The 15,881-nt window shown below is 43.5% G+C and carries 14 protein-coding genes; 3 read left to right on the forward strand and 11 right to left on the reverse strand.

Annotated features, from left to right (window positions below):
• Window positions 1–22: 22 nt before the first annotated feature.
• The 3 genes from FKN05_RS06550 to trmJ form a co-directional block, all read right to left on the reverse strand.
• The gene (locus FKN05_RS06550; protein ID WP_099611898.1) at window positions 23–1,237 is read right to left on the reverse strand and encodes an IscS subfamily cysteine desulfurase; all 1,215 of its coding nucleotides are present in this window, start codon (window positions 1,235–1,237) and stop codon (window positions 23–25) included.
• A 27-nt stretch (window positions 1,238–1,264) separates the two neighbouring features.
• Entirely contained in the window at window positions 1,265–1,786 is a 522-nt protein-coding gene (gene iscR, locus FKN05_RS06555) for a Fe-S cluster assembly transcriptional regulator IscR (protein ID WP_099611897.1), read from the reverse strand.
• Window positions 1,787–1,905: 119 nt separating this feature from the next.
• Window positions 1,906–2,640, reverse strand: coding sequence for a tRNA (cytosine(32)/uridine(32)-2'-O)-methyltransferase TrmJ (gene trmJ / locus FKN05_RS06560; protein WP_099611896.1), 735 nt, complete (start codon window positions 2,638–2,640; stop codon window positions 1,906–1,908).
• 348 nt (window positions 2,641–2,988) lie between these two features.
• Here trmJ and suhB point away from each other — a divergent pair, with 348 nt between their 5' ends.
• The gene (suhB, locus tag FKN05_RS06565; RefSeq protein ID WP_099611895.1) at window positions 2,989–3,792 is read left to right on the forward strand and encodes an inositol-1-monophosphatase; all 804 of its coding nucleotides are present in this window, start codon (window positions 2,989–2,991) and stop codon (window positions 3,790–3,792) included.
• A gap of 72 nt (window positions 3,793–3,864) precedes the next feature.
• Here suhB and secF read toward each other — a convergent pair whose 3' ends face one another.
• The 5 genes from secF to queA all read right to left on the reverse strand — a co-directional run bounded on the left by secF (window position 3,865) and on the right by queA (window position 9,383).
• On the reverse strand, window positions 3,865–4,812 hold the full coding sequence (gene secF, locus FKN05_RS06570) for a protein translocase subunit SecF (protein ID WP_161427721.1): 948 nt from the start codon (window positions 4,810–4,812) through the stop codon (window positions 3,865–3,867).
• A 14-nt stretch (window positions 4,813–4,826) separates the two neighbouring features.
• Window positions 4,827–6,680, reverse strand: coding sequence for a protein translocase subunit SecD (secD, locus tag FKN05_RS06575; protein ID WP_170887137.1), 1,854 nt, complete (start codon window positions 6,678–6,680; stop codon window positions 4,827–4,829).
• A 21-nt stretch (window positions 6,681–6,701) separates the two neighbouring features.
• Window positions 6,702–7,034, reverse strand: coding sequence for a preprotein translocase subunit YajC (yajC, locus tag FKN05_RS06580; protein ID WP_099611893.1), 333 nt, complete (start codon window positions 7,032–7,034; stop codon window positions 6,702–6,704).
• Window positions 7,035–7,137: 103 nt separating this feature from the next.
• Window positions 7,138–8,277 carry a tRNA guanosine(34) transglycosylase Tgt gene (gene tgt, locus FKN05_RS06585; protein WP_099611892.1) on the reverse strand — a complete coding sequence of 380 codons (1,140 nt, stop codon included), beginning with the start codon at window positions 8,275–8,277 and terminating at the stop codon, window positions 7,138–7,140.
• Between the two features lie 53 nt (window positions 8,278–8,330).
• Window positions 8,331–9,383 carry a tRNA preQ1(34) S-adenosylmethionine ribosyltransferase-isomerase QueA gene (queA, locus tag FKN05_RS06590; RefSeq protein WP_170887138.1) on the reverse strand — a complete coding sequence of 351 codons (1,053 nt, stop codon included), beginning with the start codon at window positions 9,381–9,383 and terminating at the stop codon, window positions 8,331–8,333.
• Window positions 9,384–9,705: 322 nt separating this feature from the next.
• Between queA and FKN05_RS06595 the strand changes: the two genes are divergently transcribed.
• Window positions 9,706–10,176 carry a CBS domain-containing protein gene (locus FKN05_RS06595; protein ID WP_099611890.1) on the forward strand — a complete coding sequence of 157 codons (471 nt, stop codon included), beginning with the start codon at window positions 9,706–9,708 and terminating at the stop codon, window positions 10,174–10,176.
• 177 nt (window positions 10,177–10,353) lie between these two features.
• On the opposite strand, the gene aceA is transcribed toward FKN05_RS06595, so the two are convergent.
• From aceA to FKN05_RS06610, 3 genes are all read right to left on the reverse strand, one after another.
• Entirely contained in the window at window positions 10,354–11,664 is a 1,311-nt protein-coding gene (gene aceA, locus FKN05_RS06600; RefSeq protein WP_099611889.1) for an isocitrate lyase, read from the reverse strand.
• A 133-nt stretch (window positions 11,665–11,797) separates the two neighbouring features.
• Window positions 11,798–13,435, reverse strand: coding sequence for a malate synthase A (gene aceB, locus FKN05_RS06605; RefSeq protein WP_170887139.1), 1,638 nt, complete (start codon window positions 13,433–13,435; stop codon window positions 11,798–11,800).
• Window positions 13,436–14,027: 592 nt separating this feature from the next.
• Window positions 14,028–14,933 (reverse strand): hydrogen peroxide-inducible genes activator, encoded by a 906-nt coding sequence (locus FKN05_RS06610; protein WP_161427770.1) that lies wholly within the window; start codon window positions 14,931–14,933, stop codon window positions 14,028–14,030.
• 163 nt (window positions 14,934–15,096) lie between these two features.
• Between FKN05_RS06610 and FKN05_RS06615 the strand changes: the two genes are divergently transcribed.
• On the forward strand, window positions 15,097–15,708 hold the full coding sequence (locus tag FKN05_RS06615) for a peroxiredoxin C (protein ID WP_099611887.1): 612 nt from the start codon (window positions 15,097–15,099) through the stop codon (window positions 15,706–15,708).
• Window positions 15,709–15,881: the final 173 nt, after the last annotated feature.

Genomic DNA, 15,881 nt, shown 5'->3' on the forward strand with positions numbered 1-15,881 from the left:
ATCCTCTATACTGGTGGAATAATTAGTGATGAGCCCACTCAACACTGTTTAAATCCACTCCTTCTTTATACATATCCCATAGAGGAGACATGTCGCGTAGTTTATTTACCGCGACACGAATTAATTCGATCGCGTAGTCTATCTCTTCTTCTGTCGTAAAACGACCGAATGAGAAACGAATAGAGCTGTGTGCTAATTCATCATCTAAACCTAAGGCACGTAAGACGTAGGAAGGTTCTAAGCTGGCAGAAGTACACGCACTACCAGAAGATACCGCTAGATCTTTTAATGCCATTAACAAGGATTCACCTTCGACAAAGGCAAAACTGATATTGAGGTTATGAGGAACTCGCTGGTCGAGATCACCATTAATGGTTACCGCTTCCATCTCTTTCACACCATTCAATAACCGTTCACGAAGCGTCTTTGCATGATCATAGTCTTGCTTCATCTCTAGCTTGGCAATACGGAACGCTTCGCCCATACCAACGATTTGATGGGTTGGTAAGGTTCCCGAACGAAAACCACGTTCATGACCGCCACCGTGCATTTGCGCTTCAAGTCGAATGCGTGGTTTGCGACGAATATATAATGCGCCAATCCCTTTGGGGCCATAAATTTTATGTGCTGATAATGAAATTAAATCAACTTTCATCGCCTGAACATCAATGGCAATTTTACCTGCTGATTGAGCAGCGTCGACATGAAAAATGATTTTCCGTGAGCGACATAACTCACCAATGGCAGCAATATCTTGAATCACGCCAATTTCATTATTAACATGCATAATCGACACAAGAATTGTGTCATCACGCATGGCTTCAGCTAATTTATTTATATCGATTAAGCCGTTACTTTCCGGCTCAAGGTAAGTAACTTCAAACCCTTCACGTTCCAATTGGCGAGTGGTATCAAGAACTGCCTTATGCTCGGTTTTACATGTAATAATATGCTTACCTTGCTTTGCATAAAAATGCGCAGCACCTTTAATCGCTAAATTATCAGATTCGGTTGCACCGGACGTAAAAACAATTTCACGCGGATCCGCATTCAATAGATCAGCGATTTGCTCACGAGCCGTATCGACAGCCTCTTCTGCCTGCCAGCCATAACGATGCGATCGCGACGCTGGGTTACCAAACGTTCCATCCATCGTCATGTACTGAACCATCTTTTCAGCAACCCGAGGATCTACAGGGCATGTTGCTGAATAGTCTAAATAAATAGGCAGTTTCATTTTCTACTCCAGTGTAAAACATTGCCGCTATGAGCGAACGTTAAGGCCAAGGGGGGCGGCACCAATCGTGACAGATTTAGAATTTTTATGGCCGAACCCTTGGTTAACCGAAAGGTCCATACCTTGTCGGTCGGAAATTTGTAAGACTTCATTATCCATCATTAACTCACCAAGAGTGATGTTATTTAAGAAGTCACTAATACGTGAGCTTAAATCACGCCATAATGTGTGGGTAAGACAGCGCATGCCACCTTGGCAATCACCTCTACCGCTACATTTTGTCGCATCAACCGACTCATCAACCGCAGCAATTACAATACCAATTGAAATGGTGTCGGCATCAGCACCTAATCGATAACCGCCGCCAGGGCCTCGGACACTAGCAACCAAGCCTGCTTTACGCAATTTAGAAAATAGCTGCTCTAAATACGACAGCGAAATGCCTTGCCGTTCAGAAATATCCGCTAATGGTACTGGGGTTTGCTGCGAATGTAGAGCCACATCTAACATGGCTGTCACCGCGTATCTTCCTTTAGATGTAAGTCTCATATCACACTGTATCCACATTGACTATGTAGAATACATTCTTTCATACCTGACTAAATTGGTCAAGTATTTAGTTGACCAATTTAGTCAGGTATTTAACCCCTTCAATTTAGTGGTCATAATCATTGCGACTTATCGATTAACGACTTTTCTACTGCGGTCAGAATTCCTCTTAAAATATTAATTTCTTGAGATTCAGGACGCGCTCGACTAAATAAACGTCGCAACTTATTCATCACCTGACCCGGTTGTTGAAGAGAGATAAAATCGGTTGTTAACAGCACAGTTTCTAAATGCTGATAAAACATTTCCAGCTCTTTATGTCGAGGGTAATCCACCTCACTCGGCGGAGAAAACTGTGTTTGCTGTTGAGTTAAATAAGCGACGCGAATCTCATAGCATATCGTTTGAACGGCCATTGCTAAATTCAATGAGCTGTATTCAGGGTTGGCAGGGATACACACATGATAATGGCAACGTTGCAGCTCTTCATTGGTTAACCCTGTCCGTTCACGCCCAAAAACGACGGCAACCGAGTGGTTTTTTCCTTCAATTGCAAATTTTTTACCACACTGACGAGGTGTGAGCATCGGCCATTCTAAGGTTCGAGAACGTGCACTACTTCCCACGACTAACGGACAATCCTCGACGGCTTCACTCAAGGTTTTGGTCACCTTTGCGTTGAGTGCTATATCACTCGCTCCGGCCGCTAAAGCCATTGCTTGGGCATCAATTTCACATTGCGGATCAACCAAAACCAGTTGACTCAATCCCATCACTTTCATAGCTCTAGCAGCTGAACCAATATTTCCAGAATGAGAAGTTCCAACTAAAACGACTTTTACATTATCTAACATAAGATGAACAGAGCCTATTGAATATACCTAAACAACTTTTTAATCCACGAATTGATTTAGTGATGCATCTCACTTCAAGTTACTGTTCGATGATGAATAACGCGATTTTTATCAGCATCGATAAACGCGATAATTGAAGAACAGCCACATCTGCAACACATACCAGCAGAAAAGGCATCAAGTCGCTTAGATTTAATCGCCATAGCCTAACATAAACTTGACTAAAATGGTCAGACCCTTTCTCTCTTTATGCATTGGTCGAGCAAAAAATAACCACTTCCTTTTTGTCGTAGTTTTGCTATACTCCGCTCCGCTTTTTCGTTCTTTAACATCCGTTGGGAAACTCGTATGCATCCTATGCTAAATATTGCTATTCGCGCAGCGCGAAAAGCAGGCAATCATATTGCTAAATCTCTAGAAAATGCTGACAAAATTGAATCCATTCAAAAAGGCACCAATGACTTTGTTACTAATGTAGACAAAGAAGCCGAAGCAATGATCATTGCCACCATTCAAAGCTCTTATCCTGAACACTGTATCGTGGCAGAAGAAAGCGGTCTTATCGAAGGTAAAGATAAAGACGTACAATGGATCATCGACCCACTGGATGGCACCACTAACTTTGTGAAAGGTTTACCACATTTCGCTGTTTCAATTGCGGTACGCATGAAAGGCAGAACTGAAGTGGCATGTGTTTATGACCCGATGTTAAATGAGTTATTTACTGCTCAACGTGGCTCTGGTGCTCAATTAAATAATGCTCGTATTCGCGTTAAACCGCTAAAAGATCTCCAAGGTGCTGTACTCGCCACCGGTTTCCCATTTAAGCAAAAACAACATTCAGAATCTTATATCAACATCGTTTCTTCACTCTTTGTCGAGTGTGCTGATTTTCGTCGTACAGGCTCTGCAGCATTGGATCTTTGCTACCTAGCCTCAAACCGTGTTGATGGCTATTTTGAGCTTGGATTAAAACCATGGGACATGGCCGCTGGCGAATTGATTGCTCGTGAAGCGGGGGCAATTTTGACTGATTTCGCAGGCGGTACTAACTACATGCAATCAGGTAATATCGTTGGCTCAAGTCCACGAGGCGTGAAGGCTCTGCTTCAGCATATCCGAGACAATGGTAATAGTGCGATTTTAAAATAACGACACCGAAGGCTATAACAAAAAACCGCTGCACAAGTCAGCGGTTTTTTTATCGTTATCTGTTATGCTCGATTACGGTAACTCATCGAGTTGTGCACCTTCTTTTTCTACCTGCTGAGGTAGAAGATGTTCACGCGTAATCCCTAGCTTCAAGGATAAGGCAGAAGCAACATAGATGGAGGAATAAGTCCCCACGGTAATACCGAGCAACAACGCCGTCGCAAAACCATGAATATTCGCCCCACCTTGGACAAACAGAGCAATAACAACAAATAAGGTCGTCCCAGAGGTAATTAAGGTTCGACTTAACGTCTGAGTAATCGAGTTATTAATAACCTCTACGGGTTCACCTTTACGGAGTTTGCGAAAGTTTTCTCGAATCCGGTCAAATACAACGATGGTATCATTCAATGAATAACCAACGACCGTTAGCAACGCCGCCACAATGGTCAGATCAATTTCGATTTGAAGGAACGAGAAAATACCGAGCGTAATCATCACATCGTGAGCAAGTGAAAGTACCGCACCAGACGCAAGACGCCACTCAAAACGCATCGAGACATAAAGCAAAATACAGATCAATGAAGCGAGGATTGCCAATCCTCCCGCCTCTGCGAGTTCATCGCCAACATTCGGCCCAACGAATTCAATACGTCGCATGTCGACATGCTCACCAGTACCTTCTTCAATCGCACTGAGGATTTGATTACCCAGCGTTTCGCCAGCAATACCTTCCCGTGGGCGTAAACGAACCATGACATCGCGTGCTGAACCAAAGTTTTGCACCGTGGCATCGCCAAAACCCTTCGCCTCTAGTGCATCACGAATTTGGTCTAAATGTGCGGGCTGCTCAAAACCCACCTCAATCAGAGTTCCCCCTGTGAAATCTAACCCCCAATTTAATCCCTTCGTCGCTAAGGTAAAAATCGAGGCTCCAACCATTAATAATGATAAGAGAAACGTAAGTTTCGACCAACGCATAAAGTCGATCGTTTTCTCTGCTTTAAGAATTTGAAACATAATGATTCCTAGCCTTAGATCGACAATTTGTTGATACGTTTACCGCCATACAATAAATTGACAATACAACGAGTGCCAATAATTGCAGTAAACATGGAGGTTAAAATACCGATAGACAGCGTCACCGCAAAACCTTTAATCGCGCCAGTACCCACAGCAAACAAGATAATCGCTGTGATTAGCGTAGTAATGTTAGCATCCGCAATGGTACTAAAGGCATTCGCATACCCTTGGTGAATCGCTTGCTGAGGATTACGACCTTCCCGTAGCTCTTCTCGAATACGCTCGAAGATAAGTACGTTTGCATCCACCGCCATACCGACCGTTAAAACGATACCCGCAATACCCGGTAAGGTCATGGTTGCGCCCGGAATCATCGACATCACACCGATAATTAACACAAGGTTTGAAACCAAAGCCACGTTAGCAATTAAGCCAAATTTACGATAGTAAAGCGCGGTAAAGATCATCACCGCCAACAAACCCCAAACACAGGCTTGAATGCCCATATCAATGTTTTGCTGCCCCATTGAAGGACCAATCGTTCGCTCTTCGACAATCGAAATCGGTGCGATCAAGGCACCAGCACGCAGTAGCAGCGCTAAGTTATGCGCTTCTGAAACAGAATCAATTCCGGTAATTCGGAAGTTGCGACCTAATGCCGACTGAATCGTCGCTTGGTTAATCACCTCTTCGTGTTTTTCAAGAATGACTTTACCATCGGCATGACGTTCGCCACTGTCTTTATATTCAGCAAAGACGGTCGCCATTAGCTTGCCAATATTATTTCTTGAAAATGCGGCCATTTTACTGCCGCCTTCACTATCAAGAGAAATATTCACCTGAGGACGACCATATTCATCGGTACTAGAACTCGCATCAGTAATACTTGAACCGCCTAAAATTACCCGTCTTTTTAATACGACTGGGCGACCATCTCGGTCAAGTTTCACCTCGCTCCCAGCTGGCACACGCCCTGCTGCTGCTGCGGCAAGATCAGCACTAGAATCGACTTCGCGGAATTCAAGCGTCGCCGTCGCACCTAAGATTTCTTTGGCTCGAGCTGTATCTTGTACACCGGGCAGTTCTACCACAATACGTGTTGCACCTTGGCGCTGAACCAAAGGTTCTGCAACCCCTAGCTCATTCACTCGGTTACGTAAAATAGTGATATTTTGCTCAACCGCGTAATTACGAATCTCTTGTAAACGCGCTTCAGTAAACTTAGCTTGTAGCACAAAACGGCCATCATTTTCTGAAGTCACAAACGTCATATCGCGATGGTTCGGCTCGAGAAGTTGCTTCGCTTGAGTCAGTTGATCGGCATCGCGCAAAATCAACTCAACCGAGTCGGCTTGTGCGCGGATAGCTCGATAACGAATTTTTTCATCACGAAGCTCACTACGAAATGCCTCTTCTTGTTGGTTGACCAGTTTGTCCATCGCAGCGTCCATATCTACTTCCATCAGGAAGTGAACACCACCACGAAGGTCAAGCCCCAACTTCATCGGAGCAGCACCAATTGACTCCAGCCAACTCGGTGTCGAAGGGGCGAGGTTTAAAGCTACAATAGTATCGCTACCAAGCGCCTCATTAATCATATCGCGTGCGCTGATCTGCGTATCGGTATCATTAAAGCGGACAAGAATGGAACCATTTTCAAGAGCAATGGATTTATGAGAAAGATGCGCTTTATCGAGCGCCTGAGTGACAGCATCCAGCGTTGACATATCTACAGAGGCGCCTCGCGCCCCTGTAATTTGAATAGCCGGATCTTCACCGTACAGATTTGGAAGTGCATATAAAGCGGAAATGGCAATGGCAAACACGACCATTAAATACTTCCATAACGGATAACGGTTTAACACAGCGAGGATCCTCTAGCTGTTTTACAGAGATTTAAGCGTACCTTTAGGTAACACTGCAGTGACGAAGTCTTTTTTGATCACAACTTCATTGGCGTGATTCAATTCAATTGAAATAAAGTCATTATCATCAGCAATTTTAGTGATTTTGCCAACCAACCCACCACTGGTGAGCACTTCATCTCCTTTCGCCATAGAGGCCATCAAGTTTTTATGCTCTTTAACACGTTTAGACTGTGGGCGGAAAATCATAAAATAGAAAATCACCGCAAACATACCAAGCATGATCAGCATTTCGAAACCACCACCTTGTGATGTACCTTCACCTGCTGCATGAGCGACAGAAATTAGACTCATTGAGAAACGTCCTCTAAGTTATTGTTTGTAATATTATTGGTATTGGGATACACCAAGATAAATTCAAGCCATGATAAGGATAAATTGATCTCGGTGTACACAATTATACTTGTTCAGTTTGTAACGGGGGAACGTCACGTTCACGACGTGCGTAAAACTCCACCACAAACTGCTCAAAGCGATCTTCATCAATCGCACTGCGAATACTCGCCATTAGGCGCTGGTAGTAGCGCAAGTTATGGATGGTATTCAAACGCGCACCGAGAATCTCATTACAGCGATCCAAATGGTGTAAGTACGATTTAGAATAATTTTTGCAAGTGTAACAGTCACAATGCGGATCGAGAGGGGTTGTATCGGTTTTATGTGCCGCATTACGGATCTTGATCACACCACCAGTCACAAATAAGTGACCATTACGGGCATTTCGGGTCGGCATAACGCAGTCAAACATGTCAATCCCACGGCGAACGCCTTCTACTAAATCTTCCGGTTTACCGACACCCATCAAGTAACGGGGCTTATCTTCAGGAAGCTGCGGACACGTGTGCTCAAGGATTCGATGCATATCTTGTTTAGGTTCTCCAACTGCTAAACCGCCCACGGCATAACCATCAAAACCGATTTCCGTTAACCCTTTCACAGAAACATCGCGTAAATCCTCATAGACGCCACCTTGAACAATCCCAAATAGTGAATTCGGATTTTCTAGTTTATCAAAGTGATCTCGAGAACGCTGCGCCCAACGCAAAGACATTTCCATCGACTTTTTCGCTTCGTCATGAGTAGCCGGATAAGGGGTACATTCGTCAAAAATCATAACAATATCAGACCCTAAATCCTTTTGAATTTCCATGGATTTTTCTGCATCCATAAAAATTTTCGAACCATTGACTGGGTTACGAAAATGAACCCCTTCCTCGGTAATCTTACGAATATCTCCCAAACTAAACACTTGGAAACCGCCCGAGTCAGTCAAAATCGGGCCTTTCCAGTTCATAAAATCATGCAAGTCCCCATGCATTTTCATCACTTCTTGTCCTGGACGAAGCCATAAATGGAATGTGTTACCCAATAGAATTTCAGCCCCTGTATCTGCGACTTCTTCTGGAGTCATTCCCTTCACCGTACCATAAGTACCGACTGGCATAAACGCAGGGGTTTGCACGGTGCCACGTTCAAAAGTCAATTGACCTCGGCGCGCATTGCCATTCTTCTTTTTTAGCTCAAACGTTAATTTCACAAAGCCTCCAATGTCAGAGAAACAGTCTGACGGTCTAAAAGTTCAGGACAAAATTAGTCCAATTTTTTATCAATAAACATGGCATCACCATAACTAAAGAAGCGATATTTTTGCGCTACAGCATGTCGATAGGCAGCCATGGTATGTTCATAGCCAGCAAAAGCGCTGACTAACATAATTAAAGTTGATTCTGGTAAATGAAAATTGGTGATCAAACCGTCGACGAGCTGATATTGGTATCCAGGGAAAATAAATATATCCGTATCACCAAAAAAAGGAACCAGTGCCGTTCCCTTCTTCAATGCATCTTGCGCTGCACTTTCCAATGAACGTACTGATGTGGTGCCAACCGCGATGATCCGCCCTCCTCGGGCCTTTGTCGCCGCAATCGCTTCAACCACCTCTTGTGGTACTTCGACATATTCGGCATGCATATGGTGATCCTGGATGTTTTCTACCCGCACCGGTTGGAATGTCCCAGCCCCTACATGCAAGGTCACATAGGCAAATTCAACCCCTTTGGCTTTAATTTGCTCAAGCAAAGCTTGGTCAAAATGTAAACCAGCGGTTGGTGCCGCGACGGCTCCCGGTTTTTGGTTATAAACCGTTTGATAGCGCTCTTTATCCGCCTCTTCATCCGGACGATCAATATAAGGAGGAAGCGGCATATGACCAATATGGTTAAGGATTTCTAATACCGGCGTTTGCGCACTAAAATGAATCTCAAACAACGCATCATGGCGAGCGATCATGGTTGCATGGTATTCATCTTGCTCTCCCAAATAAAGTTCAGCTCCGGGTTTGGGGGGCTTAGAGCTACGTACATGGGCTAAAATAGAATGTTCATCCAACATTCGCTCAACCAACACTTCTATTTTGCCACCGGTGACTTTACGGCCAAACATTCGAGCAGGAATGACTCGCGTATTGTTAAATACCAGCAAATCCCCCGGCTCTACGTAGTGTAAAACATCGGTAAATGTGCCATCTACCAGAGATCCCGTATTACCATCTAAGCGTAAAAGACGGCTTGAGGTTCTTTGCTCCTTCGGATAACGAGCGATCAACTCATCCGGGAGATCAAAATAAAAATCTGAAACTTGCATGACTCTTTCTTAGTTCGTTAAATTAGCGATGGTTTATTTCGCGGCGCGACAGTATATACCTTAGCGGTATTAAGATACAGGCTTGTACAACCTGTTGATCAATAAACCAAGCAATAGAGTGTAATCAAAAGTGACCAGCGACTCTCTGTTGCTTGCTGATAAAAACAGACTGAACTCTCAGATATTTTGCAATAAAAACACTATAGTTTAGCTAGAGGATAAATGTTCAACAGACAAAGCATCGTTATACTACCGTGCTTACAGATACGTGCTTACAGATAAAAACAGGCTTAACGATAAAAAATAGAAAAAGGAGTTGGTTATGATCAAGGTTGAAGACATGATGACACGCAACCCACACACCTTGTTGCGTACACACACTCTGGGTGATGCTCGGCATATGATGGAGGCTTTGGATATTCGTCATATTCCCATTGTTGATGCCAACCGTAAACTACTCGGCGTGGTCACACATCGAGACGTCCTCTCGGCCCAAGAATCGAGTTTATATAACCAACAAACTGAGGCTTCATACACGGAAGAAACCCCTATCTATCAAGTAATGCATACTGGAGTGATGTCAGTTGCGCCTCAAGCGGGTTTAAAAGAGAGCGCCAAATATATGCAAAGGCATAAAGTTGGCTGCTTACCTGTGGTATCAAAAGGTGAATTAGTGGGAATCATCACCGATAGCGACTTTGTAACCATTGCAATTAATCTCCTTGAATTGCAAGAGGATGCAGAGCCTGATGAAATCGAGTTGGATGAAAGTATGGAAGATAATCTCCTCTAAGGTCTGTTGGCCTTTCGCGATTACATTTAATGCCAGTTAAACGCTCATTCAACGGTTAGACAATATACCGCTTCTCTGAGCAAGAAAAGAGCGGCTCTCGCCGCTCAAATTGTGTCGCAACAGCAGTGAGTATCGTCATCTTTTCAGATGATTAAAGCGTACTCTCTTTGAATACCATTAAAATTGATCTTCTTCAGTCGACCCAGTTAGCGCTGTGACAGAAGATGCCCCTCCTTGAATCGTATTGGTCATCTTATCAAAGTATCCAGTTCCTACCTCTTGCTGATGAGCAACAAACGTATAGCCTTTTTCTGCCGCTGCAAACTCTTTGCGTTGTACCATTTCCACATAGTGGCGCATTCCTTCGCCTTGTGCATAAGCATGAGCCAGTTCAAACATGTTAAACCACATGTTATGAATCCCAGCCAAAGTAATAAACTGATATTTATAGCCCATATCCGCCAACTCTTGCTGGAATTTCGCAATCGTCTCAGCGTCTAAGTTCTTTTCCCAGTTAAAGGAAGGAGAACAGTTATAAGCCAATAGTTGTTCAGGATATTGTGCAAGAATCGCCTCTGCAAATTTACGAGCTTCTTCGAGATCCGGTTTCGCTGTTTCACACCACACTAAATCGGCATAAGGCGCGTACGCAAGCCCGCGAGAAATCGCTTGATCAATCCCAGCTCTGACCCGATAGAAACCTTCAGCGGTACGCTCTCCGACAATAAAATCCGCATCATAAGGGTCGCAATCCGAAGTCAGAAGATCTGCTGCATTGGCATCCGTTCGTGCAATCACGAGTGTCGTGGTGCCGGATACATCTGCCGCTAAACGTGCAGCGATCAATTTTTGAACTGCCTCTTGAGTCGGAACCAGTACTTTTCCGCCCATATGGCCACACTTCTTCACCGATGCTAATTGATCTTCAAAATGGACACCTGCCGCTCCCGCCTCGATCATCGATTTCATCAATTCGTAAGCATTGAGTACCCCACCAAACCCCGCTTCAGCATCAGCAACGATAGGAAGAAAATAATCGATTCCACCTTCATCCTGAGGCGATTTACCATTTGACCACTGTATTTGGTCTGCACGACGAAAAGCGTTATTGATCCGTTTAACCACACTCGGTACCGAATCAACCGGATATAACGATTGATCAGGATACATGGTACCTGCGGTATTATTATCTGCCGCCACTTGCCATCCTGAAAGATAAATCGCTTCAATTCCCGCTTTGGCTTGCTGAACCGCTTGTCCACCAGTCAATGCACCTAGACAATTCACATAACCTTTTTTAGCGTCACCATTTACCAGTGACCAAAGTTTATCCGCTCCACGCTGCGCAATGGTATTAGCTGGAGTCACCGATCCCCGTAAATTCACTACGTCTTCCGCACTGTAGGTTCGTTTAACGTTTTTCCAACGCGGGTTGGTTGCCCACTCTTTTTCTAGTGCTTCAATTTGTTGGCGGCGAGTCAATGTCATAATCTATCCCTCTTGTAATAGGTGGCTACAATATCCACGTCTGTTGCTTCCTTTTCGCCATCAGATCCATGCTGGCTGATTTTGAAGATTGTGTTTCACGTTAAGTGTTCATGTGATGACTAAGCGAAGATGGCTAAGCTAAGTAGTCATAACCCGGTATGGTTAAAAAGTTGCTTAACTCATCGCTGGTGGTTAAACGCTCCATCAAGTCAGCCGCTTCCGTAAAGCGTCCATGAGTAAAACGTTCCTCGCCTATTTCGGCTTTCACGACTTCAATTTCTTGCGCGAGATAAGTACGGAACAAGTCTTTCGTTACCACCTGTCCGTTATCTAAAGTTTTTCCGTGTTGAATCCATTGCCAAATAGAGGCTCGGGAAATTTCAGCGGTTGCCGCATCTTCCATTAAGCCATAGATTGGGACACAACCATTGCCTGAAATCCAAGCTTCGATGTATTGCAGCGCAACCCGAATGTTATGCCGCATTCCATCTTCACTTCGGGGGCCATCACAAGGCTGAAGCAGATCCTCGGCATGGATTGGGGCATCAGACATTCGAGTGACATCCAACTGATTATCTCGCTCACCCAAAACATGATTAAAAACCTCCATTGCCGTATCAGCAAGGCCAGGGTGAGCGACCCAAGTACCATCATGACCATTTTCCGCTTCCAGCATTTTGTCATGCCGTATTTTTTCCAACACTTGCGCATTGACTGCCGGATCTTTTGCTGGAATGAAGGCAGCCATCCCTCCCATTGCCAACGCACCTCGTCGATGACAGGTATAGATCAAGAGTCGCGAATAAGCATTTAAAAATGGCTTATCCATCGTCACCACTTGACGATCGGGCAATATACGATCAGGGTGTTTTTTCAACGTTTTGATATAGCTAAAGATATAATCCCAACGCCCACAATTAAGCCCAACAATATGTTCTTTGAGAGCAAAGAGAATTTCATCCATCTGAAAAACAGCAGGTAAGGTTTCAATTAACACGGTGGCTTTAATCGTCCCAGTATCTAAACCAAAATAATCTTCTGTAAAATGGAATACCTCACTCCACCACTGTGCTTCTTGGTATGCTTGTAGCTTAGGAAGATAGAAGTAAGGGCCACTGCCTTTTTTGAGTAAAGCTTGATAGTTATTGAAGAAGTACAACGCAAAATCAAATAAAGAACCTGGAATCGCTTGCCCTGCAAAAGAGACATGTTTTTCTTTCAGATGCAATCCTCGCACCCGACAAATTAACACCGCTGGATGCCCTGTTAATTGGTACACCTTGCCATTATCTGGATTGCTATAACTGATCGTTCCATTGACGGCATCACGTAAATTCACCTGGCCATCCAATATCTTATCCCAAGCGGGTGCCATAGAATCTTCAAAGTCGGCCATAAATACTTTCACGTTGGCATTTAACGCGTTAATCACCATCTTGCGTTCAGTCGGTCCGGTAATTTCCACTCGGCGATCTTGGAGATCTTGGGGTATACCAAGAATTTTCCAGCTCCCTTCGCGAATCTCTTGTGTTTGAGCTAAAAAATCCGGCAGATTACCTTGATCAATCCACGATTGCTGACGCTCTCGCTCGCTCAGTAAAGTGTCCACTCGTGAAGCAAATTGCCCACATAACGCGGTTAAGAAGGTTTGAGCTGCTGGTGGGAAAATAGCCTGATGCTCAGGAGACAAAGTCCCCACCACCTCAAGCCGAGCTTCGGAATTGGGATGTTGATCGTGTAATTGTGACGTCTCTGAAGTTTGAGCAAGCATAACCATTTTCCTTATTGAGTTGGCAAAATACATTTGTAACTTTAAAACTACAAATTATTGCTTTTGATATTTCTTATTCTAGGCTGTTTTAGTCTTTATACCGTCTCTTAAAATTGACCAAAACACAAGCCATCCCAAGCTAGACATTAGTATTAAAACTTGATTTAAACCTTACCCTATAAGGCTTTACTATAAAAGAGTAAAAGTTATCAATTGGTTAAATTCGAAGTTTTATTCCGTTTCAACCCTGATCACACCCAACCGATTAAAAATGTAACTTATTACGTAATTTAATTACCAAAAGAAAGCAGAATAAAAAGGCTTAAAACAGACAAGCAGAAGGTGGCTGAGTTGAATAATCTCAATGACAGCAGGAGTGAGAGAGAGAAAATATCAGCAGGTTTAAACAGGGATGTCTGTTATTTATGTAAAATTAACGGTGTGAATTTTTACTATTTTATGAAAGCTTCAAAAATTTATTACTGTAAAATTTGACAATCAAACGGTCACCAATAGTATAAAATACTAAAAAAGCGCACTACAACAGCGCACTTATATTGGTTAATGGCAAAATTTTGCCTACGACTAAACGCTATAATAGCTCTGCCACCACATCCGCTAATTGCTCAAAAGTAAGGTGACGAGATGAACTCGGCCGCCATACCAGACCAATTTCGCGATAAGCTTGTTGACCCGGCGGATCAATAACAACCAAATTTTGATTCTCTAACAAACCATGATCAATGGCCATTTGTGGAATAAAAGTTGTACCAAGTCCGTTAGCCACCATTTGTACTAATGTGTGTAAACTGGTAGCGGTAAATGGATTGATCTTCTCTTTATCTGTTAATTGACAAGCCGATACCGCATGCTCAGTTAAACAATGCTCATGCTCTAGTAAAAAAACCGATTCATCCGGCAAATCATCATACTTAATGGGAACTCGAATACCGTCTGCTTGTTGACGACTAATCACCATTCGAAAAGGATCTCGTCCAACAATACGGCTCTCCATTTGGCCAATATCAATCGGTAACGCGAGAATCAATACATCTAGCTCACCTAAACGTAATGCATGGAGAAGGTGAGCTGTAGTGTCTTCGCGCAGCAATAGATGAAGCTTGGGATAACGAATATTAAGCTCTTGAACCAGATCACACAGTAAAAAAGGAGCAATAGTAGGAATACAGCCTAACTTTAATTGTCCTTCCATCGGGCCGTTTTGGCACTGTTGCCCTAGTTCTAAAAGATCTTTCCCTTTTGCGAGTAACTCCCGCCCCCGTTTCACCACCAACTCACCGGCATGAGTAAAAACCAAAGGGCTTTTCTTATCCTGCTTTTCATACAAGGGACAACCAATTAATGCTTCTAAATTTTGAATGCCCTTGCTTAAAGTCGATTGGCTAACAAAACAACGTGCTGCCGCTTCGCTAAAATGTCGCGTTTCGTGTAAGGTGATTAGGTAATGTAACTGCTTTAAACTTGGCCACTTATTCATAATTTCCACGTTCTTATTCAATCGTTTTTTTCGATTAACTTAATCTATTTAATTCGCTTTTTTTCATACTACACTCTGTACTATAGTTTGTCTCGAATACACAAGGACTGGATAACACAATCTGGTGTTGTCTAGCATTGATCATCATTCTTAGGAGCAAAAAATGGTACTCGTAGGTCGTCAAGCCCCTGATTTTACTGCTGCAGCTGTTCTTGGTAACGGTGAAATCGTTGATACATTCAACTTCGCAGAGTTTACTAAAGGTAAGAAAGCCGTTGTTTTCTTCTATCCACTTGATTTCACTTTTGTTTGTCCTTCAGAGCTGATCGCGTTTGATAAGCGTTTTGAAGACTTCCAAGCCAAAGGCGTTGAAGTAATCGGTGTCTCTATCGATTCTCAATTCTCACATAACGCATGGCGTAACACTGCTATCGAAAATGGCGGCATTGGCCAAGTGAAATACCCACTGGTTGCTGACGTTAAACACGAAATCGTTAAAGCATACGATGTTGAACATCCTGAAGCCGGTGTTGCTTTCCGCGGTTCATTCCTTATCGACGAAGACGGTGTGGTTCGTCACCAAGTCGTCAACGATCTTCCTCTAGGTCGTAACATCGACGAAATGCTACGCATGGTTGACGCGTTAAATTTCCACCAAAAACACGGTGAAGTATGCCCAGCCCAGTGGGAAGAAGGTAAAGCAGGCATGAAAGACAGCCCTGCAGGCGTCGCAGCTTACCTTTCTGAACACACTGACGACTTGGGTAAAAAATAATCCCACAAACAGATAACCCGTGCTCAACTCGGGTTAATGGTTGGACATATAATAAAGCGATAACGCAACGCCAATCAGTTATTAAGTAAAGTCCTCAAAGCCCAAAGCCATTTGCTTTGGGCTTTTTATGCTGGTGAAGAACATAATGAGGAAAAACAAAACCGATAACTTTA

Source organism: Vibrio sp. 1-1(7), from assembly GCF_013048485.1.
GTDB classification, from domain to species: Bacteria; Pseudomonadota; Gammaproteobacteria; order Enterobacterales; family Vibrionaceae; genus Vibrio; species Vibrio fujianensis.